Source organism: Kribbella sp. CWNU-51 (genome assembly GCF_054073265.1).
Genome location: NZ_JBSXMZ010000023.1, coordinates 71,900 through 94,943 on the forward strand (window position 1 = coordinate 71,900; position 23,044 = coordinate 94,943).

Consider the following 23,044-nt stretch of genomic DNA (forward strand, 5'->3'; position numbering starts at 1 on the left):
TTGTGCACAACGCGTTGGATCCGCGCGACCTGGTTCCGGACGACGCCGAGCAACGGCTCAGCGCGGGCTATCCCGCCGCGGACCTGCTGGCGCGAGCCCGGCAGGCTGCCGCTGACGACGACCTGACCACGCTCGCCACGGTGGAGACCGAGCTCGCCGTCCTCGAGCGGGCGACGGACTGGCCGTACGACGAACCGCCGGCAGCATCCGTGGAGTTGCCAGCGGTACCGGTCGACGAGGACACGCTGGCGGACCGGATCAGCGGCGCGTGGCTCGGGCGCTGTATTGGCAACACCATGGGGAAACCGGTGGAGGGTTTGTCCCGGGCGGACGTGCAGACCTACCTGCGAGCGGCCGATGCGTGGCCGTTGACCGGATTCGTGCCGTATCTGGAGACACCACCCGACGGGCTCCGGCCGCATCCGTCAGCCGGCGAGGCGTCGGACGGGCGGTTCGACGCGATCCCGCGCGACGACGACATCGACTGGACCATGCTCGGGCTCCACCTGCTGGAGAGGTACGGGCGCGGCTTGACGACCGACGACGTCGCCCGCGAGTGGCTGGACCGGATGCCGTTCACCCAGACCTACACGGCCGAGCGCGTCGCCTACCGAAACCTTGTCGCGGGGCTCCGGCCACCGCTGACGGCCACGGTCCGCAACCCCTACCGGGAGTGGATCGGCGCCCTGATCCGCGTCGACACCTATGGCTACGCGAACCCGGGTGACCCCGCCGAGGCCGCCCGGCTCGCGCTGGTCGACGCGTCGTTGTCCCACACCGCCAACGGCCTGTACGGCGCACAGTGGGCCGCCGCCCTGGTCGCCCAAGCACTCGTCGCCGATTCGGCCGCGGACGCGCTCCGCGTCGCCGTCGAGGTCGTCCCGCCGAACTCGCGGCTGGCCGTCAGCCAACGTGCCGTCCTCGAGCTGCACACCGACGGCGCCACCGCTGAGCAAGCCCTCGACTGGGTCGACTCGGCTCTCGACTACAACTGGGTCCACACTCTCAACAACGCGGCGATCATCAGCATCGCCTTGCTCTGGGGCGACGGCGACTACCGCCGTACTCTCGGCCTGTCGGTCTCCGCCGGCCGGGACACCGACTCCAACGCCGCCACCGTCGGCAGCACCTTCGGCGCCCTCCACGGCGCGTCCGCCGTCCCCGCCGACCTGGTAGCCCAAGGCAATCGCATCGTCCGCAGCGCTGTCCGAGGATTCGACCGCATCACCATCGACGAACTGACCACCCGAACCCTCGCCGTACGCAAGGCCCTCTCGCAGAGCTGATCAGCACGCTTCGCGCCTACGCTGGCTGGATGGAGGGGAAGCGGGCTGAGGAGATCGCCTTGAACCGCGAGCTGTGGGCGCTGGTCAACGAGCACTTCACCGGTCCGGCCGCGGAGGGGCTGTGGTCCAGGCCGGAGATGGTGTGGGGGTTGTTCGAGGTACCGGAGCGGCATCTTGGCGTCCTCGGGGAGGTCGACGGCCTCGAGGTACTCGAGCTGGCCTGCGGTACGGCGTACTGCTCGGCCTGGCTCACCCGATCCGGGGCCAGCGTGGTCGCCGTGGATCTGTCGGCTGAACAACTCCGGACGGCTCGCGCGCTGCAGCGCCGTACCGGACCCTCTTTCCCGCTGGTGCAGGCGGATGCCGAGCACGTGCCGCTCGCGACCGCCTCCTTCGACCTCGTCGTCAGCGAACACGGTGCCGCCGCGTGGTGCGACCCGGAACGCTGGCTCGCCGAGGCGGCCCGAGTACTGCGGCCCGGTGGACGACTCGTGTTCCTCACCAACAGCCTGCTGTCCGCGCTCTGCGTACCGGACCACGAAGGCGTCGCCACCGACAGCCTCCACCGCGGACAGCGCGCCGCGTACCACGTCCGCTGGCCGGGCGGCGGCGCCGAGTTCCACCCCTCCCACGGCGACTGGATCCGCCTCCTGCGCCGCTCCGGCTTCAGCGTCGAAGCCCTGCACGAGCTCTACGCCCCACCGGACGCACCCGACCACCCGTACTACGAGATCGTCAGCACCGCCTGGGCCTCGCAGTGGCCGGCCGAAGAACTCTGGGTGGCCCGGCTCACCGCGGCGGCAGCCATCCACAACGGATGAGGTCCCCACCGCTGATCCCGCCGAGAATCGACAGCGAGCGGGAGGGGTTCAGCATGTGGTACGTGTTCATCTTCTCGGGGCTGGCGATCCTCTGTGTGGTCGTCGTCCTGATCCGCAACGCCCGCACGAAGGCCGGCGAAGAGACAGCGTCACCGAGCGGTACCGACCACCACCACACGGACACCGAGCAGGACCGTGCACGCCGCGAGCGCAAGCGCCGCCGCGCCCAGTCGAAGGCGGACCGCCGCAAGCGCCATTGAGTCGCTCAGCGCCCGGGCGCGGCCGACGGACGCGGGGAGCTTGGGGCCTTACACACGAGCTGCGGTGTGCACCGTTCCCGGAACTTGTCGTCCCGGGCCGGGGACGGTTGCCCCGAACCGGCGGCGCAGGTCCCGGGGCGCTGATCATCAGGTTGCGGGGTGCGGGCTTTGGGGGTGCGGGCTTGCGGGGTGCGGGCTTGCGGGGTGCGGGCTTGCGGGGTGCGGGCTTGCGGGGTGCGGGCTTGCGGGGTGCGGGCTTGCGGGGTGCGGGCTTGCGGGGTGCGGGCTTGCGGGGTGCGGGCTTCGGGGGTGCGGGCTTGCGGGGTGGGGGCATGTGGCGTGCGGGCTTGGGGGCAGCCGGGTCGGGCAAGGGCTCGGCCGACTACTTGGCGCATCGCCGGGGCCCAGCCGACCGCGGCCGTCGTCGGCTTCCGCTCCAGGGTGGGTTCGGCGGACGGTGTCGACTTGGGTGATCCAGTCCCCGCCGACCCGGACCCAGACGTCCGCGGCTGAGACGGCTTCGGCTCGGGCGATTGAGTCGCCTCGTGCTCGGACGGCTGATGCTCAGTCGCGTTCGGCTGCGACGGCGTCGGCCCGGGCGGCTGAGTCGGCTCGGCCTCAGACGGTTGATGCTCAGACGATTGGGGCTCGGTCGCCTTCGGCCCGGACGGTTGGTGCTCGGACGCCTGCGGCTGAGACGGCTTCGGCTCGGACGGTCTGGGCTCGGACGGCTTCGGCTGAGTCGGATCTGGCTCGGACGGTCGGGGCTCAGTCGCCTTCGGCCCGGACGGCTTCGATCCGCGCGGTTGAGTCGGGACCGGCTTGGGCGGTTGAGGCAGGGCCGGTTCGGACGGCCTCGTCTTGGTGGTCAGGGGGCCGACCGTGGTCGGGGCTGGTTTAGGAGCGGCGGTCTTGCTGGGCCGGGGAGCGAGCGGGTTCGGCTGGTTGGGCGGCGGGTTCGTCGTCTGCGGGCGGTTCACCGCACGTGGTGGCGCCGCGGGTTCGGTCTGTTGCGTCGGAGCGGGCTTGGCGAGCACCGTGTCCCCCGGCGGCGCGCCTGTGGCCCAGGAGCGACGCGCCGGCGGCACGTGGGTGGGCCAGGAGCCAACCCCCGGCGGCGCAGTGGTCGGCCAGGGGCGTAGCGCCAGCGGTTTGTCGGTCTCGTCGGGGAGGAGTTCGCCGGTCGACGGCAGACCGATTACTCGGCCGGTCTGGTAGATCCGGGCCAGCGCGAGCACTAGACGGATGTAGGAGTCGGCGTTGTTGTAGCGCCGGATCGCCTGGGCTGCACGGGCCGGGTCGCGCAGGTTCGACGTACCGGTGCAGAGGTACTGGGCAGCGCCTTGCGCGGCGTCGAACATGTTGTTCGGGTCGGCGAACCCGTCGCCGTTGCCGTCCGCGTTCACCGCGCGCCACGTCGACGGGATGAACTGCATCGGCCCGACCGCGCGGTCGTACACGGCATCGCCGTCGAGCGCGCCACCGTCGGAGTCGCGGATCAGCGCGACGTTCGGCCGGCCGTCGAGCGGGATGCCGCGGATCCGCCGGGTCGCCGAGCCGTCGTCGCGCAACTGTGCACCACCGAAGCGTCCGTGATTGGACTCCACTCGTCCGATCGCGGCAAGCAGCGTCCACGGCACCCCGCAGCCGGGGTCGGTCACGGCCAACCGTGCCTCGGCCTTCTTGTACGCCCGCACGGCGACGTCCGGGATTCCGCTCTCGCCGAGCGTCCTGATCACCGGCGCACCCGAGAGCACCATCTGCACCGGTTTCGCGACCCGGCCAGGCCCGACCGGGACCGCCACCAGCTGCTCCGGCGTGACCAACTCGTCCAGCACCTCGTCATCGACGAACGGATCGGCCGGTGCGTCCTCCGGCAGCACCGTACGCCCCATCGCTGACGCCTCCGCAGCCCCGGCCGCGTCGTACCCGCCGCTCTCCGAGCGGTCCGGGAGCTGCGCGGTCGCCGACGCGGCGAGGGTGACCACCGCGGCGACCGAACCCGCCACCTGCCAGTGATTCTGGGCCGCCGACCGGCCGCGGCGATACCGTCCCCGGTCACGTCCGTGTCGCTCGATGAGCTTGTGCACTTCGGGCACTCGCATGATCCCGATCCCTCCGCCAGTCCGCTGTCGAAGCAGACCCCGCCTTCCCCAGCGGTTCGGGGCAGACCGCACCCCGGATCGGTCCGTCCACACCAGATCGCTGGTAGGACGAACGGTGTGCGGGCGAGCGCTCGGGTGCCTCGCCAAGAAACGACGACGTCGTTACCGCACTTGGCTTCCGCGCGGGGTCAATTTGCGGGGAGAACCTCCCAGCTGCACCGTTCCCCCACCGCGTACTTGGGGTGAAGGGTCCAGATCAGGGGTGAACCCCGCACCTGGCCGCCAGGGCCGGCTTCGGGGGCACTGCGGATTACCTCCCCAGCCCTGTTTGACGCGGCACTGGCACAGAGGCGTCGCCCCGGACCGGAGGTCCGGGGCGACGTGGGTAGGTCGGATCAGGAGTTCTTGGCGTCTGAGTCGTGGGGCTCTGGCGGACGGATCGCGTCGAGTTCGGCCTTGGTTTTCGGGTCGAGCTCGGGCTCCGACGGGCCGGGCGAGGCTTCCGGGGTGGTCGCCGTAGCCTCGGCCTCGGCCTCGGCCTCCAGTGTGCGGGACTTGCGGAGGCTGGCGACGGTGGTGATGCCGAGGGTGATGATGATGAAGCCGAGGGAGAACCAGATCGGGATCTCGGGGGCCCAGTCGATGTGGTGGCCGCCGTTGATGAACGGGAGTTCGTTGACGTGCATCGCGTGCAGGACCAGCTTCACACCGATGAAGGCGAGCACGACCGACAGGCCGATCGAGAGGTAGACCAGGCGCTTCAGCAGATCGCCGAGCAGGAAGTACAGCTGCCGCAGGCCCATCAGCGCGAACACGTTCGCGGCGAAGACCAGGAAGGGTTCCTGGGTCAGGCCGTAGATCGCCGGGATCGAATCGAGCGCGAACAGCAGGTCGGTGGTGCCGAGCGCGATGATCACGATCGCCATCGGGGTGACGAGTCGCTTGCCGTTCTTCAGGATGGTGAGCTTGACGCCGTTGTACTCATCGGTGGCGTTCAGCCGCTTCTTGGCGAACCGGATGACCGCGTTCTCCTTGAAGTCCTCGTCGTCGTTCTCCCCCTGCCTGGCCAGGTGGATCGCGGTATAGACCAGGAACGCGCCGAACAGGTAGAAGATCCAGGAGAACTCGTTGATCGCGGCCGCGCCGACCGCGATGAAGATGCCGCGGAACACCAGCGCCAGGATGATGCCGATCAGCAGCGCGGTCTGCTGGTATTTCCTCGGCACCCCGAACCTGGCCATGATGATCAGGAAGATGAACAGGTTGTCGACACTCAGGCTGTACTCGGTCAGCCAGCCGGCGAAGAACTCCCCCGCGTAGTTGCCGCCGGAGAATACCCAGACCCCGAGGCCGAAGAGCACCGCCAGACCGACGTAGAACGCGATCGCGGTGGCCGACTCACGGGTGGTCGGCTCGTGCGGGCGGCGGCCGATGATGAAAACGTCGAAGGCCAGCAGCGCGAGCAGGACGCCGACGGTGATGTACCAAACGTAGTCAGCAACGTCCACAGAAAACCTCCGGAGCTCAGACGAAACAGGACTCCGAAGGTCTCTTCCGCCGGACTCACGGAGTGAGCCTGGCCGGGGGCACCGGGCGCGGGACACAAGCCCTTGACCGTGATGACGATGCCGCCGCGAAGGAATACTCCCCTTCTCCACCACCATTCTGACGGGTGGACGTACGAGTCTCCAAATCCGGGACACCGTGTCCGGCTGTCGAAATGATCACAGCCGGTTCGGGGAATAGTCGCGCCGAGTGATCAGTGATCGACTACCGGACGTCTGCTCTTCGGCAATTTGGCCACGATCGTCTCGTACGAGGTGTCGATGAGCTCGAGGATCTCGTCGTCGGGGACGGTGCCGCCGAGGCGCACCGTGTTCCACCCCGAGCGCCCGATGTACGCCATCTTGCTGACGTCGCCGGGATAGGTGTCGACCAGCTCGTCCGCCTCGTCCCGGTTGGCGCCGCACTTGAGCCCGACGCCCTCGCCGCCACCGAGGAACGCGAAGATCTTGTCCCCGACCTTCGCGACGACATCCCCCTCCCACGGCTCGTCCTGCCAGGCACCCGGCTTGCCCAGGCAGTGCGCGAGGATGTCGTCCCCACTCAGCCTCGCCATCGCGTGCTCCTCTCAGCTGTGGGAGACGACCTCGACGTTGTTGCTGTCGGGGTCGCGCATGAAGACCGCGTAGTAGCCGGCGTGGTACTCCGGCCATTCGCGAGGCTCGTGCAGGACCTCGGCCCCGAGCTCCCGGACCGCGCGATACACGGTGTCGACGGTCGCGCGGTTGGGAGCCGTGAACGCCAGGTGGATCTCCCGCTGAGCTCCCCCGGTGGTCGTCTTCCCCAGCCAGAACTTCGGTACGCCGTCCTGCCCGGCCAACCCGAGGACGTCGCCGAACTCCATCGACACACCGATGCCGAGCGGTGTCAGGACCGTCTCGTAGAAGCGACGGCTCGCGTCCACGTCGTCGCATTGCAAGGACAAGTGGTCGAACATGGTTCCTCCCCTGGTGGCTCTGAGAGGCACAGTAGACCCCGTCGCGGACAGAACTACGCTGCTCGGCATGACTTCCGTTGTCGTCGCCGCAGTACAAGCGGGTTCCACCCTGTTCGACACGCCCGCGACCCTGGCCAAGGCCGAGCGGTACGTGCGCGAGGCCGCCGCGGTCGGCGCCCGGCTGATCGTGCTGCCCGAAACGTTCCTCGGCGGCTATCCGAAGGGGCTCGACTTCGGCGTGACGGTCGGCTCCCGATCACCCGAAGGGCGCGACGTCTTCCGGCGCTACCGCGAGGCCGCCGTTCAGCTGTCCGGTCCGGAGATCGCCCGGCTGGCGGACCTCGCGGCGGAACTCGGTGTTCACCTCGTCGCCGGCGTGATCGAACGCGATGGCGGGACGCTCTACTGCACCGCCGTCTTCATCGACCCGCGGCACGGGCTGGTGGCGCACCACCGCAAACTGATGCCGACGGCGGCCGAGCGCTTCCTCTGGGGGCAGGGCGACGGCTCGACCATGCCCGCGGTGCACACCGATTTCGGTGTGCTCGGCGCGGCGATCTGCTGGGAGAACTACATGCCGCTCTTCCGCCAGGCCATGTACGCGAAGGGCGTCGAGATCTGGTGCGCACCGACGGTGGACGATCGCGATCAGTGGCAGGCGACCATGCGGCACTTCGCACTCGAGGGCCGCTGCTTCGTGATCGGCGCGAACCAGTACCTCACCCGCGGTGACCTGCCCGACGACGTCCACCCGATCCAGGGCGACGCGCCGGCGACCGTCCTGATCGACGGCGGCAGCGTGATCGTCTCCCCGCTCGGCGAGATCCTCGCCGGCCCGCTACGAGGCGGCGAGGGTGTCCTCGTGGCGGAGCTCGATCTCGGCGACCTGGATCGGGGCAAGTTCGACTTCGATGCCGTCGGCCACTATTCGCGGCCGGACGTGTTCACCCTGTTCGCCGACGAGTCGCCGCAGCACACCGTCGTACCCAATCAGTAGCCGGCTACTTCATCCCCGCGTTCGTCATCTGGCGGAGCTCCTTCTTGAGCTCGGAGATCTCGTCGCGGTAGCGGGCCGCGACCTCGAACTGCAGCTCGGCCGCCGCGTTGTGCATCTGGTCGGTGAGCTGCTGGATGAGGTCGGCCAGGTCGGACGACGGCAGACCGCCGGCCAGCTCCTTGGCCTTCTCCCCCGCCTTCGCCTTGCCGCCGCCCGGCACCGGCGCCTTGCCGCGCGACTGCGTCCGCCCCGAACCGAGCAGTTCGGCGGTGTCGGCGTCCTCGCGGGCGAGCATGTCGGTGATGTCGGCGATCTTCTTCCGCAGCGGCTGCGGGTCGACGCCGTGCGCCTCGTTGTAGGCGATCTGCTTGGCACGGCGCCGGTTCGTCTCGTCGATCGCCATTTCCATCGACGGGGTGATCTTGTCGGCGTACATGAACACCTGGCCGGACACGTTCCGGGCGGCGCGGCCGATGGTCTGGATCAGCGACCGGCCCGACCGCAGGAAGCCTTCCTTGTCCGCGTCCAGGATCGCGACCAGCGAGACCTCCGGCAGGTCGAGACCCTCACGCAGCAGGTTGATGCCGACGAGTACGTCGTACTCGCCCATCCGCAGCTCGCGGAGCAGCTCGACCCGGCGCAGAGTGTCCACCTCGCTGTGCAGATACCTGGTCCGGATGCCCATCTCCAGCAGGTAGTCGGTCAGGTCCTCCGACATCTTCTTCGTCAGCGTGGTGACCAGGACCCGCTCGTTCCGCTCGACGCGGCCGCGGATCTCGTGGATCAGGTCGTCGATCTGGCCCTTGGTCGGCTTCACGATCACCTCGGGGTCGACCAGACCGGTCGGCCGGATGAGCTGCTCGACGTACCCGTCCGACTTGTCCTGCTCGTACTGCCCCGGGGTCGCGGACAGGTAGACCGTCTGGCCGATCCGCTCCAGGAACTCCTCCCAGCGCAGCGGCCGGTTGTCCATCGCCGACGGCAGCCGGAACCCGTGCTCGACCAGCGTCCGCTTCCGGGACATGTCGCCCTCGTACATCCCGCCGATCTGCGGCACGGTCACGTGCGACTCGTCGATGACCAGCAGGAAGTCCTCGGGGAAGTAGTCCAGCAGGCAGTGCGGCGCCGTACCGGCCTCACGTCCGTCGGTGTGCCGCGAGTAGTTCTCGATACCGGAGCAGGTGCCGATCTGACGCATCATCTCGATGTCGTACGTCGTCCGCATCCGCAGCCGCTGGGCTTCCAGCAACTGGCCACCGCGCTCGAGCTCGGCCAGCCGCTCCTCCAGCTCGGCCTCGATCGAGGTGATCGCGCGCTCCATCCGCTCCGGCGCGGTCACGTAGTGCGTCGCGGCGCCGATGTAGACCTCGTCCTCCTCGCTGATCACCTCACCGGTCAGCGGGTGCAGCGTCATCACCCGCTCGATCTCGTCGCCGAAGAACTCGACCCGGACGGCGAGCTCCTGGTACACCGGGAACACCTCGAGCGTGTCGCCGCGGACCCGGAACGTGCCGCGGGTGCCGGCCAGGTCGTTCCGCGCGTACTGCACCCCGACGAGCTTGCGGAGCAGGCCGTCGCGGTCCATCTCGGTGCCGACCTTCACGTGGATCATGCGGTTCAGGTACTCGTCGGCGGAGCCCAGGCCGTAGATGCAGGAAACGGTCGCGACCACGACCACGTCGCGGCGGGTCAGCAGCGACCAGGTGGCCGAGTGCCGCAGCCGCTCGACCTCCTCGTTGATCGAGGAGTCCTTCTCGATGTAGGTGTCCGTCTGCGGGACGTACGCCTCCGGCTGGTAGTAGTCGTAGTAGGAGACGAAGTACTCGACCGCGTTCTGCGGGAAGAAGTGCCGCAACTCGTTCGCGAACTGGGCGGCGAGGGTCTTGTTCGGCTGGAGGATCAGCATCGGGCGCTGGATCTTCTCGGCCAGCCAGGCGATCGTCGCGGTCTTACCCGTGCCGGTGGCGCCCAGCAGGACGACGTCCTGCTCGCCGGCGTTGATCCGCCGCTCCAGGTCCGCGATCGCGGCCGGCTGGTCACCGGCCGGATCGAAATCGGACACCACCTTCAGCGGGGCGACCATACGCTGGAGATCCGAGACCTGTCTCATGCCCTCCACCGTACGGCGCGCCGCCGACAGTTTCTAAAAACCGCAGGTCAGAAGCTCTTGACGACCGAATTGTTCATGTAGATCAGCTCGTTGACGCGCCGCTTGTAGACGCGGGTCTCGAGGGCGGCGTCGGTGGCGGTGACGCGGTCGAACTGGTCCTGGTAGGCGGTGACGAAGCCCTGCATCGCGATCTTCTTGCCGTTCTTGGCCACCCACACCCCGGTGTACGACAGCGCGTAGCAGGCCTTGACCGCCGGGGTGGCCGGCTTACACGCCACGCCCTTGCCGATCCGGACGCCCTGCATGCCGTTCGACTCGATGTCGACCAGGTGCTCGGCGAACCCCTTCGCGTCGTACAACTCGGTCTGCCGGACCCAGTAGTACCCGTCGATCAGGCCGCGCGCGTTGAACTGCTGCAGGATGTAGTTCTTCCCGCCCTTGGACTTGTCCCAGTCCGGCAGCCAGCCCTTGGCCGGGGTGAACCAGACGCCCCAGCCGACCTCGACACCGATGTCGTTCGGACCCTTGGAGTCGTTGGGTGTGGGCGTGGGAGACGGCGTGTACAGCGTGCCGACAGGATCCGGGGTCTGCTGGGTGACCGGGTCCGTGTCCTTGCCGCCGCCGGTCACCAGCAGGACCACGCCGACCGCGACGAGTACGACCGCGAGGACGGCGCAGCCCATGATGATCCACTGGTTCCGGCTCGACTTGCCCGGCCGGTCCTGCGGCCGGCTCGGCCCCGGACCCCAGCCACCAGGACCGGAACGACCCGGAGTACCCGGTCCGGGTCCCCAGCCGCCAGGAGCGGGGGCGGGAGGCGGTCCCGGGGGCGGCCCGTACTGCTGACTCATAGCTCTTCCTCGCGGTGTGTCTCTGGTTTCGTCATCACAGGCTGTCGAGCACGGACTTCTTCATCGTCTCGGCGTCGGCCTCGGCCTTCGGGGCGAAGTCGACCCGGGTCCGGAAGTCCAGCGCGGTGACCACCTTGTCCTTGCGCCGGTACGCCTCGACGTAGCCCTGGACCCGCACGTCCGCGCCGGTCTTGTCCTTCGCGGTGGAGGTGTAGCTGATCGCGACGCACTCCTCCAAGACGTCCTTCGGGCACGGCAGGTTCCGCACGTTGCCCAGCTGGGCGATCTCGTTCTCGGTCTCGCCCTCGACGATGCCGAGCACGTACGCCTGCGCGGTCACGTTCTCCTTCTGCCGGACCCAGAAGAACGCCCGCGGATCGCCGTTCGGTGCGTAGGTGACCAGCTCCTTGCCGCGAGTCTCCTTCGCCAGCAGGCTCCAGCCCTCCACCGGTACGACGGAGACGCCGAAGCCGACCGCGATCGCGTTGGCCGGCGGCTGGTACGACGTCGTCGGCGTACTCGCGGTCGGCGCCGGCGACTGGCTCGGAGTGGGGTCCGCGGTCTTGTCGTCGCCACCGGACAGCAGGACCAGCGCGACCGCGACCAGCACGACCACGATCAGGCCGGCGCCGATCGGGATCAGCAGCGGCGGGACCCGCGGCCCCTTCTTCTCCGGCGGCGGCCGCCGCAACGACGGCGGCCCGACCTTGTCGCCCCACGCCGAACTCGTCTCCGTCGCCGGTCCGGGTCCCGGCCCGGCGGTGTTCGGGTCACCCCACGGCGACGGCGGCGGTGGCACCTCCAAGTTCCACGGCGACGGCGGCAGATCCGGTTCAGTCGGCTCTGCCGCGTCGTCCGCGTCGGGACCCGGCTGGTTGACCCAGGGGTTGTCCGTTCCGGAACCCTTGTCGCGCTTCCCGCTCACTGGCTCTTGACGACCGACTGCAGCATCGCCGTCGAGTCCGGCTGGATCGTGGACACCTTGTCCTTGCGCCCGTACACCCGGATGATCGTGATCACGCCGTCGTTGCGCTCGATCACGCCGACGAACCCGACCACCGGCAGGCTGCCGTTCTGGGAGCTGGAGACCGCGTCGAAGCTCTGGGTGGTGACGACCTTGACGTCGGTCTTGTCGTCCGGACCCGGCTTGCTCTCCTTCGGCTGGCCCGTCTTGACCGAGGACAGGTCCTTGGTCTCGGCGGTCAGCAGCTGCGGGAGCACGGTCGCGGTGTTCTCGTCGGCCTCCGCCTTCCAAGCGTTCACCATGAAGTAGGCCTCGCCCTGCTTGAGCAGGTAGACGCCGGTGAACTTGTCCAGGCTCTTGCGGATGTAACCGGGCTGGGGCTTCACGAAGACGCCCTCGGCGACCTCGATGCCCTCGTCGACGTTGGGGGTCGGCTGGTTGTTGCTCTGGCTGGTCGTCGGCTGCGGGTCCGGCTCCGCCTTCTTGTCGTCGCCACCGCTGAAGATGAGGGCGAGGACGACGCCGATCACCGCGACGACGGCGAACGCGCCGCCGGCGATGAACAGGATCTTGTTACCGCCCTTGCCGCGCGGGGAGCGGCCGCCGTACTGACCCCATTGCTGCTGGCCGCCGCCGTACTGCTGCTGCTGGCCCGGGTAGCCCTGCTGCTGCGGGTACTGCTGCTGGCCGGGGTATTGCTGCTGGCTCGGGTACGGCGGCTGCTGACCGGGGAAGGTCTGCTGACCCGGCTGCCCCTGGTACGGCGGTTGGCCCGGCTGCTGGCCGTATCCCGGGGGTGCCTGCGGCGGGCGCCCGTACCCCGGCTGAGCCTGCGGCGGCTGCTGCCCGTACCCGGGCTGCCCTTGCGGTTGGCCCTGCGGCTGGCCATAGCCCGGCTGACCCTGCGGCCGGCCCGGCTGCTGGCCGTAACCCGGCTGGCCCGGTTGACCTTGCTGGCCCGGCTGGCCGCCGTACGGCTGCTGACCGGCCGAGCCGTAGGGCGGTTGCTGGTTGCTCATGCCTGCATCTCCCCAGTCGTCGCTTCGTAGCCACTCGCACCCGCCACGGCCGCCAGGCCGCGGGCGGACTTCGGCACGGAGCGCACCGAGTTGCCGCACGCGGAGCAGAAGTCGGAGTGCGGCAGCAGCGGCATCTCACAACGCGAGCAGAAGGCCAGATCGCCCGACGCGTGGTTGGAGCCACCGCGCGCGGCCGACTCCAGCGCCGCCTCGAGCAGACCCTTGTGCAGTACGGTCCGCACCCGGATGATCAGCGCGCCGAGCAGCAGCAGGCCCCAGACCACACCGAGGATCGCGCCGATGGTCGAGCCGTGGCCGCCGACGAAGCCGAGCAGGTAGACACCGCCCTGGAACAGCGCGTTGACCACCATCGCCTGCAGCACCGCGAACACCCAGCGCGGCGTGAAGCCGTCGTACCCCTCGCCCAGGCCGGAGAACTCCGCACCCGCGAGGCCGGTCGCCGATCCGTAGATCAGCGGCTTGATGAAGCCGTGCAGCACCACGATCGAGATCCACGTACCGGCACTGCTGCCCGGACCGGCGAAGCCGCCGCTGATCCAGCCCCAGTGCAGCACCAGCGTCTCGAAGCACGCATAGCCGACACCGGCCACCACGCCGAAGGTGAAGCCGTCCATCAGGTCGTCGTACCGCGGCCGGGAGGCCAGGTACAGCGGGCCGATCTGGCGGATCAGCTCCGACACCACCGGCACCAGCAGGAGCAGGATGAGCAGGTCGCGCCCGGACGGGCCGGCGTGGTTGCCGCCGATCGTGTCCAGGGAGAGCGCGAGCTTGTCCGACCAGAGCCAGGTGAACACCGCGGCCAGGACGCCGGTCAGCACGAACGCCGCGGCGACGACCGGGATCGGCTCGTCCTCCCAGAGGTTCACGTCGTACAGGTAGAGGATGTACACGATCGGAATGGCGAACGCCGCGATCATGATGGCCACCGGCAACGCGCCGAGCGCGGCCGTCACGACGGTCAGCAGCAGGGCGACGCCCAGCGCGACCTTGTACGTGTAGGGCTGTTTACCCGAGCCCTGCGGCATGATCGTGGACACCAGCTTGAACGACGCGACCGGCTCATCGGGCCTGGCGGCGTACGCCTTCTTCCGCTCCGCATCCCCGGAGCGCACGTCGTTGCCACAGTGATGGCAGAAGTGCGACACCTCGGGGACGTCAGAGTTGCAGCGCGGACAAACCACGCCATCCTCCCAACCTCGGACATCATTCCGGACCGGCGCGGGGCGCGCCGTCGGTGGTCACGGCCCGATCACCCCGGGCCGAACCGGGACAGATTCTCGTACAGCAGGTCCCGGAGTCATCATTTACCGCGCGAGGGTCACCTTTTCGTGTCCGGACCGTGGCCTGCGCGTCGTTGGAGTGTGGCCCACACCTCGTCGATCCGGCGGTCCAGCTCGGCGAGCGTGCCGGAGTTGTCGATCACGACATCCGCCACCGCGAGCCGGTCCTCCCGGGACGCCTGACTGGCGATCCGCTGCTTGGCTTCCGTGTCAGCCATCTCGCGCTCCGACGTCAACCGCTCCAGTTGTACGTCGAGCGGCGCATCGACCACGAGGACGAGATCGAACCGATCCGCCTGACCGGTCTCGACCAGCAACGGGATGTCATGGACGACGATCGCGCCGGCCGGCGACTGCGCCTCGATCTCGGCGGCCCGGGAGCGAACCCGCGGATGGACGATCGCCTCGAGCCTCCGCCGCGCAGTCTCGTCACCGAACACGATCCGCCCGAGCGCCGCCCGATCCATCTCGCCCTCGGCGGTCAGTACGTCGTTCCCGAACGCCTCCACCACCTCCGCGAGCCCGTCGGTCCCCTTGGCGACCGCCTCGCGCGCGAGTACGTCGGAGTCGATCACAACCGCCCCACGAGCGGCCAGCCGCGACGACACAGCACTCTTCCCGGACCCGATCCCACCGGTCAGTCCCACTCTCAGCACGCCAGCACCTTAGCCAGTCAATGCCTAACATGGCGTATGGGGTGGTTGCGACGCAGGCGCGCGGTCGACCTGCGGCAGGTGCGATTGATGGCCGAAGAGGACATGGTCCAGTTCGGTGAGGAGCTCGCGCGCTTCGGCGAGGTCCGGACCGGCGAACTCGACGCCGAGACGCGGCAGGACTACCAGACCGCGCTCGATGCCTACGAGTCCGCCCAACGGATGGTCGACCACCTGACGTCGGCCGAGTCGGTCAGCACCGTGGTCGACACCCTCACCGCCGGCCGGTACGCGCTGGCGTGCGCCCGGGCCCGGGTCACGGGCGCTCCCCTGCCGGAGCGGCGTACGCCGTGCTTCTTCAACCCGCAGCACGGACCGTCGAGCACAGATGTCGTCTGGACGCCGGCCAGCGGACCGACCCGCCGAGTGCCGGCCTGTGCGCAGGACGCGGCCCGCATCCGGGCCGGCGAAGACCTACCGGTCCGAATGGTCCGGTACGGCGAGGTGCAGGTGCCGGCGTGGGAGGCAGGCGCGCCGAACGAGCCGTACAAGGTCGGTTTCTTCTCCGCGAGCCCGGCCCGGGCGCAGGTGATCGAGCTCAAGAGTCAGCTCAAGGGCGAGGGCCGCGGACGCTGGGGCATCGACTTCGGTAAGCGGAAGAAGCCCCGCCTCCCCTACGACTGACCCACCCGCGGACAGGCGAGACCCCCGCATCCAGTACGGGGATGCGGGGGTCTCGGGCCTTACTTATCCGGTCAGGATCAGCCCTGGCCGGTCAGCTTCTCGCGGAGGGCCTGCAGCGCCTCGTCGGAAGCGAGCGCGCCCTCGACGGGAGCGTCGTCCTTCGGAGCCGCGGCGGAGGAGTACGTCGACGCCTCGCCGGCCTCGACGTCCGCCGTCTTGGCGTCCTCGATCTGCTTCTTGTGGGCCTCCCAGCGCGCGTGGGCCTCGGCGTACTGCCGCTCCCACTCCTCACGCTGCTTGTCGAAGCCCTCGAGCCACTCGCCGGTCTCCGGGTCGAAGCCCTCGGGGTAGACGTAGTTGCCCTGGTCGTCGTACGTCGCGGTCATGCCGTACAGCGTCGGGTCGAAGTCGTCCGAGACCGGGTCGACACCCTCGTTGGCCTGCTTCAGCGACAGCGAGATCCGGCGCCGCTCCAGGTCGATGTCGATGATCTTGACCATGACGTCGTCGTTGACCTGGACGACCTGCTCCGGGATCTCGACGTGCCGCTCGGCCAGCTCGGAGATGTGCACCAGACCCTCGATGCCCTCCTCCACGCGGACGAACGCACCGAACGGAACCAGCTTGGTGACCTTGCCGGGCACGATCTGGCCCATCTGGTGGGTCCGGGCGAACTGCTGCCACGGGTCTTCCTGGGTCGCCTTCAGCGACAGCGAGACACGCTCGCGGTCCATGTCGACGTCCAGCACCTCGACGGTGACCTCCTGGCCGACCTCGACCACCTCGGTCGGGTGGTCGATGTGCTTCCAGGACAGCTCGGACACGTGCACCAGACCGTCGACGCCGCCGAGGTCCACGAACGCACCGAAGTTGACGATCGAGGACACGACGCCCTTGCGGATCTGGCCCTTCTGCAGCTGGGTGAGGAAGTTCATCCGCACCTCGGACTGCGTCTGCTCCAGCCACGCCCGGCGGGACAGGACCACGTTGTTGCGGTTCTTGTCCAGCTCGATGATCTTGGCCTCGATCTCCTGGCCGACGTACGGCTGGAGGTCGCGGACCCGGCGCATCTCGACCAGGGAGGCCGGCAGGAAGCCGCGCAGGCCGATGTCCAGGATGAGACCACCCTTGACGACCTCGATGACGGTTCCGGTGACGACGCCGTCCTCTTCCTTGATCTTCTCGATCGTGCCCCAGGCCTTCTCGTACTGGGCGCGCTTCTTCGAGAGGATCAGACGGCCTTCCTTGTCCTCCTTCTGGAGAACCAGGGCCTCGACGTGATCGCCGACGTTGACGACCTCGTTCGGGTCGACGTCGTGCTTGATCGACAACTCGCGGGAGGGGATGACGCCTTCGGTCTTGTAACCGATGTCGAGCAGGACCTCGTCCCGGTCGACCTTGACGATGGTGCCCTCGACGATGTCGCCGTCGTTGAAGTACTTGATGGTCTGATCGATCGCCGCGAGGAAGTCTTCCTCCGACCCGATGTCATTGACCGCTACCTGCGGGGTGCTGCGTACTGCGGGGTCGAGAGGTGCCTCGATGCTGGCCGTCATGTGGTGGGTTGCTCCGTGGACTGGTGGTGTTGTGCGGTCGCGTCATGAACCGTTGGATCGCATCAAACCGCTGGATTGCCTGAAGAGCACAGATTCACCACCGACTGCTGCGAGCACGAGCCTGCTCCGTCCGAGGTCGCGCGGGCCCATAGCGCACCTGACAGAATACCGGTCTTGACGAAGGCAGCACAACCTGGGGCACCCGGTGCCTACCGGCCGCCCGCCGAGGTCTCCCGACGTGCCATCCATCTCAATGTACGACGTCCAGGGCGGGTCGTCCTCCGGAGAGGGTACTCGTGTCCGCCATTCGGGCCACCAGGTCGTGCGCGGCGGCCGCGACCTCGTGCTCGGTCGACCGCGCGGCGAGGTCCAGCAGCGCCCACAGATCGGCCGCCCGGCCCAGGTCCACCAGCGGCTCGCCGAGCGCCGGCCCGCTCCCCCGCAGCACGCTCAGCACCGCCCCGGCCAGCACCGGGTCCACGCAGAACCGGAAAAGGTTTCCCAGATCCGTGTACGGCGATCCCGCGTGGGCGAACTCCCAGTCGATCAGCCCGGTGATCCGCGCGGTCGCCGGGTCCACCAGCAGGTTCTTCGGATTGAAGTCGCTGTGCACCAGGCAGACCCGGTCCACTCCGTCGGCCAGCACGTCCTCGGCCTCGGCGATCACACCGGCGAACCGCTCGGACTGCTCAGGGCTCAGCCCCAGGTCGAGGCCCGCGACGTACCGCTCCAGGTCGCCCATCCCGAACGGCTCGATCGCCAACTCGCCGTCACGGAACATCCCGAAGGTGAGGAACGGCATCCCGCTCAGCCGCACCAGCAGCTCACCCAGCTGCTCCCCGACCGTCCGGCGCTCGTCCTCCCCCGCTGTCTCCAGATAGAGCTGCAGGTTCACTCCCGGCAGCCGCTCGGTCAGCAGATAAGGCGGGTCCTCGGCAGATCCCTCGCGCTTGGTGTCCAGTACTCGCGGAACGGGCAACAGCCCGCGGACGAGGTGGAGGAGCGCCGCGTCCACAGCAGCCCGCCCAGGGTCCTTCACATACAACTTCAGTACGGCGTCCTCGCCGCCGGCGCTGACCGCATACGTCTGACCGCCGTACCCGCCTGTCAGGGGGACCGCACTGGCCGCGAAGTCGCTCATACAGCCGAACACTAGAGTTTCCTCCGTGACCGGGCCGGTGCGGGTGGAGTTGACCGAGGCGGAGACCTCCCGGGCCAGCCGGGCCTACTGGAACTCGGCGGCCGGCGAGTATCTCGCCGAACACGGCGACTTCCTTGGCGACGACCGCTTCATCTGGTGTCCCGAGGGGGTCGACGAGGAGCACGCCCAGTTGCTCGGCCCGGTTCGGGGCCGGCGCATCCTCGAGGTCGGCTGCGGCGCCGCGCAGTGCTCGCGGTGGCTGGTCAAGCAGGGCGCGGACGTCGTCGCCTTCGACATCTCGGTGGAGCAACTCCGGATCGCACGAGAGCTCGACGCCCGCACCGGCACCGTTGTCCGGACTGTCGCGGCCGACGCGACCGCGATCCCCTACCGGGACGCCACCTTCGACATCGTCTGCTCTGCGTTCGGGGCGCTGCCGTTCGTCGCCGACGCCGGGACTGCATTGCGCGAGATCGCCCGGACGCTCAAGCCGGGCGGCCTGCTCGTGTTCTCGGTGACCCATCCCTTCCGCTGGACCATGCCGGACGACCCCACGCCCGCCGGCCTGCGGATCACCCATTCCTACTTCGACCGGACGCCGTACGTGGAGGTCGACGCCGCGGGTACGCCGGTGTACGCCGAACACCACCGGACAACCGGCGACTGGATCCGCGAACTCACCGACGCCGGGCTCGTCGTCGACGACCTGCTCGAGCCCGAGTGGCCGGCCGGGCACGACCTGGTCTGGGGTGGCTGGGGACCAGACCGCGGCCGCCTGGTCCCAGGCACCGCGATCTGGTCCGCGCACAAGCAGTAGGTCAGTCCGCCTCGGTCCGCCGCCGCGTCTGCAGGAAGCCGACGGCCACCAGCAACAGCAGTCCGAGGATCAGCGACAGCAATGGCACCCAGAAGCCGATCAGGTGCAGCTGTGCCGCCTTCGACTGGTAGCCGCCCTCGTCGACCCCGTTCTCGGTCGCGCCCTTCACGTTCTTCTTCACGGTCGCGTCGTCGTACGCGATCGTGACCTGTGTGGCGGTCAGCTTGTCCTCACCGTCGTACGCGATCGTGGCGAGTTGCTTCTCCTCGCCCTTGATGATCGCTCCGGTGATCGGCTCGATCCACAAGGTCCGGGTGTTCTTGTAGGTGCGCTGCACCGCGACCGAGTCCTTGCTGAAGTCGTCGACCAGGCTGCCCGGCACCAGCAGCGGCTTGGCCAGCGGCACCTCCTGCTTCGGGATCTCCTGTTCGAAGACGTAGACCTTGAGCCCGTCCAGCTTGGTCTCGTTCTTGTACTGGATCGGGAACGCCTTGCGCAGCGTGGTGTCCCAGAAGGAGTACGTCTTCTTCTCGGTGCCGAACGGGAACTTCAGCACCAGACCATCGTGCCCCTTGAACAGCGGGCTCTTCGGGTTGGGCTTGAGCCGGTCCGCCTTCTCCAGCGTGGTCGAGATGTACTCGCCGCTGTCGTCGCCACCCGACGGGTTCCAGCGCACCGCCTCACCGGTGCGCGCGTCCAGGACGACGCGTTCCTGGACGAAGCTCAGCGGCATCAGACCGGTGAGCGACGCGTCGTCGGGGAACTTGTAGTTCTTGGAGTCGTCCGTCACCACGGCCGTGTCGAACACGACCACCTTGCGATTCAGCGCCTTGCTGATCTTCTCGGCCGCGGCCACGTCACCGCGGACCGTCCGCCGGGCTTCCAGCTCGACGCCCTTCTTCTCCTTCAGGTCCGCGACGCTGAAGATGGTGGCGTCCGGACCGGCCGACACCGTATGTGCGATCTGGCCCGCCGGCGCGACCGCCAGCGTTGGATACGCATAGAACCTGGCCAGCGCCGCAACGCCGACGAAGAACACCCCGAGCCCGATCAACACCGCACGACTGCGTGTCCCCACTGCATCCCCTCCCGGTCTGTCCGCGGGACGCTACCAGCGGGTAGCCATCTTGAACAGACGATGCGGGCGGGAATTTCGAACTGTCATATAGTCGCGCGGCATGAGGGGGAACTGGGCTGTGCCGGCGCCACCACAGACATCGGTTCTGCGTGGTGTCGTGGTGGCGATCGCGGTGCTGCAGTCGGCGGTTCTCGGTCTGCTCGCCCGCCGAGGTTCGTGGCTGAGCGACGACCTCGACTTCCTCGTCCAGGGCGGTCGCGGCTTCGCGCCCGCCGAGCTGCTGACACCGGTGAACGACCACATCGCGCCCGGGCTGCGCCTCGTCTACGCGATCTTCGCCGAGGTCGCTCCACTGAACCATGGCTTCACCATCGGCTGGCGGGTGCTGATGCAGGCGCTCGCGATCACCCTGATGGGTCTGCTCCTCCAGCGCATCCTCGGCTCGAACTGGTGGGTGGTCGTCGGCACGATCTTCTACGCGATCACCCCACTCAGCATGCCGTCGTTCATGTCGCTGTCGAGTGGCGTGAACAACCTGTCCGCGCACGTCTTCGGGCTCTTGTTGCTGCACGCAACCATCGACTGGCACGACGGCCACCGCCTGCGGGCCGTTGCCTACGGCCCATTGTCGCTGCTGATCTCAGTGGCCTGCTGGGAGAAGTCCGGCCTGATCCTGGTCACGGCCGTTGCCCTGGCGCTCTATCTGCGCACCGACCCGCTCCGCGAATGGATCCGCGACTGGTGGCGGTACGCCGCCGCACTCACCGTGCCGATCATTGCCTTCGGCATCCTCTACCTGACGCACGGCAATCCCTCGACCGGCCGGCTGCCCGGCCCCGGCAGGCTGCTCGAGCTCACAGCGCGCGGCTTCGGCGTGCCGCTGTCCGCACTGGTCGGCGGTCCTTGGACCTGGGCCGGCACCGGGCAGTCGATGAGCGTCGCCACGCCTCCCGTCGCGGCGTTCGCGCTCGGTGGGCTGGTCGCCGTTGTGCTGCTCGCGACCGCGTGGCGACGGGACCGGCGTGCGCTGCTGCTGTGGGCCTCGGTCGCCGTCTACGTCCTGGTGACCGTGCTCCTCGTGTCCTACGGACGCTTCCGTGGGTTCGGCTCGATCTTCACCGTGCACTACCACTACTGGTCCGATCTCTCGATCCCACTCACATTGGCTGTGGTGCTGTCGGTTCGGACGGTCCAGTTGCGGCTGGCCGTCGTACCCGTCGCCTGTCTGGTCGTCGGCGTGGTCGTGTCGGACGCCGGATTCGCCCGGGAGTGGGGGAACAACCCGGCAAAGGCGTACTTCGCGACCGTCACCGCGGAGCTGGATCGGGCCGGACCGAATGTGAATCTCTGGGACACCCCGATGCCGCGCTCGATCGCCACTGCGCTGATGGCAGACACCCGGCTGTCGCCTGTGCTGAGGATGGCCAGGGTCCCGTTCCTGTTGCAGGCACCGACCAGTGAGCCGCTGCTGGTCGACGACACCGGGCACCTCCGCCGGTCGCAGCTCGCGGTCTGGTCGCGCGGTGCGCCGACGTCGCAGGCCAACTCCTTCTGCAACCTGCTGGTGCGTGGCACCGATCCGGTGACCGTGCCGCTGGTGCCCACCCAGCCCGGAGTCGCGACCGCGGAGTGGTTCGTCAAGGCGGCGTACTTCTCCAACCGCGAGAACACCGTGGCGATCGAACTCCTGGACGCCGACGGCAACGTCGCGGCGCTCCCTGCGGCCGACTGGCCCGCTGGAGCCGGGAACATGTACTTCGGCCCGTCGCCCCGGATCACCGCCACGCAACTGCGGCTACGCTCCTCCGACCCCGCGACGAACCTCTGCATCGAAAACCTCGAGATCGGACTCCCTAGGTGACACGGACCAGATTCCCGGCGTTGGACGGGTTGCGGGCTATCGGTGCGCTTGCGGTGCTGACCACCCATGTCGGGTTTCACACCGGGACCTCGTTGAACGGACCGTTCGCCGGGATCCTTGCCCGGTTGGACATCGGGGTGGCGATCTTCTTCGCGATCTCCGGGTTCCTGCTCTACCGGCCGCACGCGGTGGCGTGGTTCGAGGGGACGCTGCCGCCGCTCACGCTGCCCTACCTGCGCAACCGCGCACTGCGGATCCTGCCGGCGCTCTGGCTGGCGGTAGTGCTGGCTGTCGTCCTCGTGCCGCACAAGGACGGTGTGACCTGGGCGACGTACCTCCAGCACGCCACACTCACGCAGGTCTACTTCGACGGGCCGGCGGCGGACGGACTCACGCAGCTGTGGAGTCTGGCGACCGAGGTCGCGTTCTACCTTCTCCTGCCAGGGCTGGCGAGACTGCTGACCGGATACGAGCGTCCCACTCGACGCAGCGTGCGCTGGCGACTCGTCGTACTCGGTGCGCTGATCGTTCTTGGACCGGTCTGGATGGCTGCTGTGAACGCGACCGGTCACCCGCAGGCCGGCCTCTGGCTACCCGGGTACGTCGGCTGGTTCGCCGTCGGGATGGGGTTCGCCCTGTGGCAGGTGGCGCGCAGCAGCGGCCGGCTCGGGCCGTCCGCGCTCGACACGCTCACCAAGGTCCCAGGGACGGTCTGGGGTGTCGGTGCAGCGCTGCTGCTCATCGCGTCGAGCCCGGTGGCCGGGCCGTACAACCTGTCCGCATCCACACCAGGCCAGGCGTTCGTGAAGGCCATCCTCTACACGGGCATCGCAGCGTGCGTTCTCTTCCCGGCGTTGACCCCGACCACCCGCATCGCCGGCGTCCTCGGCGGGAGTGTCGGTCACATCGCCGGCGACATCTCGTACGGCGTCTTCGCGTACCACCTGATCGTGCTGGGCCTGGTCGAGCGGATCAGCGGCTACAACCTGTTCAGCGGCAAGTTCGCCCTACTCTTCTTCCCAACGCTCGTCATCTCGGCC

At 68.7% G+C, this 23,044-nt stretch carries 20 protein-coding genes and 1 pseudogene; 8 read left to right on the forward strand and 13 right to left on the reverse strand.

The annotated features are described in order from the left end of the window. Positions 1 to 2 precede the first annotated feature (2 nt). The 3 genes from ACXC9Q_RS24145 to ACXC9Q_RS24155 are packed head-to-tail and all read left to right on the forward strand — an operon-like array spanning position 3 to position 2,367. Positions 3 to 1,286: an ADP-ribosylglycohydrolase family protein gene (locus ACXC9Q_RS24145; RefSeq protein WP_457058927.1), complete on the forward strand. Its 1,284-nt coding sequence runs from the start codon at positions 3 to 5 to the stop codon at positions 1,284 to 1,286. 29 nt (positions 1,287 to 1,315) lie between these two features. Further along, positions 1,316 to 2,107, forward strand: coding sequence for a class I SAM-dependent methyltransferase (locus ACXC9Q_RS24150; RefSeq protein ID WP_457058928.1), 792 nt, complete (start codon positions 1,316 to 1,318; stop codon positions 2,105 to 2,107). After that, complete coding sequence (locus tag ACXC9Q_RS24155; RefSeq protein WP_457058929.1) at positions 2,104 to 2,367, forward strand: hypothetical protein; 264 nt, start codon at positions 2,104 to 2,106, stop codon at positions 2,365 to 2,367. The genes ACXC9Q_RS24150 and ACXC9Q_RS24155 overlap by 4 nt, the downstream gene beginning before the upstream one ends. A 5-nt stretch (positions 2,368 to 2,372) precedes the next feature. Here the strand turns inward: ACXC9Q_RS24155 and ACXC9Q_RS24160 are convergent, their stop codons facing one another. From ACXC9Q_RS24160 to ACXC9Q_RS24175, 4 genes are all read right to left on the reverse strand, one after another. Further along, the gene (locus ACXC9Q_RS24160) at positions 2,373 to 4,472 is read right to left on the reverse strand and encodes a lytic murein transglycosylase (RefSeq protein WP_457058930.1); all 2,100 of its coding nucleotides are present in this window, start codon (positions 4,470 to 4,472) and stop codon (positions 2,373 to 2,375) included. Between the two features lie 395 nt (positions 4,473 to 4,867). After that, positions 4,868 to 5,980 carry a TerC family protein gene (locus ACXC9Q_RS24165; protein ID WP_457058931.1) on the reverse strand — a complete coding sequence of 371 codons (1,113 nt, stop codon included), beginning with the start codon at positions 5,978 to 5,980 and terminating at the stop codon, positions 4,868 to 4,870. A 251-nt stretch (positions 5,981 to 6,231) separates the two neighbouring features. After that, the gene (locus tag ACXC9Q_RS24170; RefSeq protein ID WP_457058932.1) at positions 6,232 to 6,591 is read right to left on the reverse strand and encodes an MmcQ/YjbR family DNA-binding protein; all 360 of its coding nucleotides are present in this window, start codon (positions 6,589 to 6,591) and stop codon (positions 6,232 to 6,234) included. A gap of 12 nt (positions 6,592 to 6,603) precedes the next feature. Continuing rightward, positions 6,604 to 6,972 (reverse strand): VOC family protein, encoded by a 369-nt coding sequence (locus ACXC9Q_RS24175; RefSeq protein WP_457058933.1) that lies wholly within the window; start codon positions 6,970 to 6,972, stop codon positions 6,604 to 6,606. A 67-nt stretch (positions 6,973 to 7,039) separates the two neighbouring features. Here ACXC9Q_RS24175 and ACXC9Q_RS24180 point away from each other — a divergent pair, with 67 nt between their 5' ends. Then, on the forward strand, positions 7,040 to 7,969 hold the full coding sequence (locus ACXC9Q_RS24180; RefSeq protein ID WP_457058934.1) for a carbon-nitrogen hydrolase family protein: 930 nt from the start codon (positions 7,040 to 7,042) through the stop codon (positions 7,967 to 7,969). Between the two features lie 4 nt (positions 7,970 to 7,973). Here ACXC9Q_RS24180 and uvrB read toward each other — a convergent pair whose 3' ends face one another. The 6 genes from uvrB to coaE form a co-directional block, all read right to left on the reverse strand. After that, positions 7,974 to 10,079: an excinuclease ABC subunit UvrB gene (uvrB, locus tag ACXC9Q_RS24185; RefSeq protein ID WP_457058936.1), complete on the reverse strand. Its 2,106-nt coding sequence runs from the start codon at positions 10,077 to 10,079 to the stop codon at positions 7,974 to 7,976. Between the two features lie 47 nt (positions 10,080 to 10,126). Beyond that, entirely contained in the window at positions 10,127 to 10,930 is an 804-nt protein-coding gene (locus ACXC9Q_RS24190; protein WP_457058937.1) for a hypothetical protein, read from the reverse strand. Between the two features lie 34 nt (positions 10,931 to 10,964). Beyond that, entirely contained in the window at positions 10,965 to 11,855 is an 891-nt protein-coding gene (locus ACXC9Q_RS24195; protein ID WP_457058938.1) for a hypothetical protein, read from the reverse strand. Continuing rightward, a complete protein-coding gene (locus ACXC9Q_RS24200) occupies positions 11,852 to 12,913 on the reverse strand; it encodes a hypothetical protein (protein WP_457058939.1) in 1,062 nt (353 codons plus the stop codon). The genes ACXC9Q_RS24195 and ACXC9Q_RS24200 overlap by 4 nt, the downstream gene beginning before the upstream one ends. After that, positions 12,910 to 14,046 (reverse strand): PrsW family glutamic-type intramembrane protease, encoded by a 1,137-nt coding sequence (locus tag ACXC9Q_RS24205; protein WP_457058940.1) that lies wholly within the window; start codon positions 14,044 to 14,046, stop codon positions 12,910 to 12,912. Before ACXC9Q_RS24205 ends, ACXC9Q_RS24200 begins: the two co-directional genes overlap by 4 nt. A gap of 206 nt (positions 14,047 to 14,252) precedes the next feature. Continuing rightward, positions 14,253 to 14,870, reverse strand: coding sequence for a dephospho-CoA kinase (gene coaE, locus ACXC9Q_RS24210; RefSeq protein WP_457058941.1), 618 nt, complete (start codon positions 14,868 to 14,870; stop codon positions 14,253 to 14,255). An 87-nt stretch (positions 14,871 to 14,957) separates the two neighbouring features. Between coaE and ACXC9Q_RS24215 the strand changes: the two genes are divergently transcribed. Then, positions 14,958 to 15,551 (forward strand): hypothetical protein, encoded by a 594-nt coding sequence (locus ACXC9Q_RS24215; protein ID WP_457058942.1) that lies wholly within the window; start codon positions 14,958 to 14,960, stop codon positions 15,549 to 15,551. Positions 15,552 to 15,628: 77 nt separating this feature from the next. Here the strand turns inward: ACXC9Q_RS24215 and rpsA are convergent, their stop codons facing one another. Together rpsA and ACXC9Q_RS24225 are read right to left on the reverse strand one after the other, a co-directional pair. Next, complete coding sequence (gene rpsA / locus ACXC9Q_RS24220; RefSeq protein WP_328521547.1) at positions 15,629 to 17,107, reverse strand: 30S ribosomal protein S1; 1,479 nt, start codon at positions 17,105 to 17,107, stop codon at positions 15,629 to 15,631. A 250-nt stretch (positions 17,108 to 17,357) separates the two neighbouring features. After that, positions 17,358 to 18,248 (reverse strand): phosphotransferase family protein, encoded by an 891-nt coding sequence (locus ACXC9Q_RS24225; protein WP_457058943.1) that lies wholly within the window; start codon positions 18,246 to 18,248, stop codon positions 17,358 to 17,360. A gap of 25 nt (positions 18,249 to 18,273) precedes the next feature. Here ACXC9Q_RS24225 and ACXC9Q_RS24230 point away from each other — a divergent pair, with 25 nt between their 5' ends. Then, positions 18,274 to 19,065 carry a class I SAM-dependent methyltransferase gene (locus tag ACXC9Q_RS24230; protein ID WP_457058944.1) on the forward strand — a complete coding sequence of 264 codons (792 nt, stop codon included), beginning with the start codon at positions 18,274 to 18,276 and terminating at the stop codon, positions 19,063 to 19,065. Between the two features lies 1 nt (position 19,066). Here the strand turns inward: ACXC9Q_RS24230 and ACXC9Q_RS24235 are convergent, their stop codons facing one another. Further along, a complete protein-coding gene (locus ACXC9Q_RS24235) occupies positions 19,067 to 20,143 on the reverse strand; it encodes a DUF3068 domain-containing protein (RefSeq protein WP_457058945.1) in 1,077 nt (358 codons plus the stop codon). Between the two features lie 100 nt (positions 20,144 to 20,243). Here ACXC9Q_RS24235 and ACXC9Q_RS24240 point away from each other — a divergent pair, with 100 nt between their 5' ends. Together ACXC9Q_RS24240 and ACXC9Q_RS24245 are read left to right on the forward strand one after the other, a co-directional pair. Beyond that, the gene (locus ACXC9Q_RS24240) at positions 20,244 to 22,004 is read left to right on the forward strand and encodes a hypothetical protein (RefSeq protein WP_457058946.1); all 1,761 of its coding nucleotides are present in this window, start codon (positions 20,244 to 20,246) and stop codon (positions 22,002 to 22,004) included. Beyond that, a pseudogene (locus tag ACXC9Q_RS24245) lies at positions 22,001 to 23,038 on the forward strand (acyltransferase family protein); the annotation flags it as partial. The gene ACXC9Q_RS24240 and the pseudogene ACXC9Q_RS24245, both read left to right, overlap by 4 nt. Positions 23,039 to 23,044: the final 6 nt, after the last annotated feature.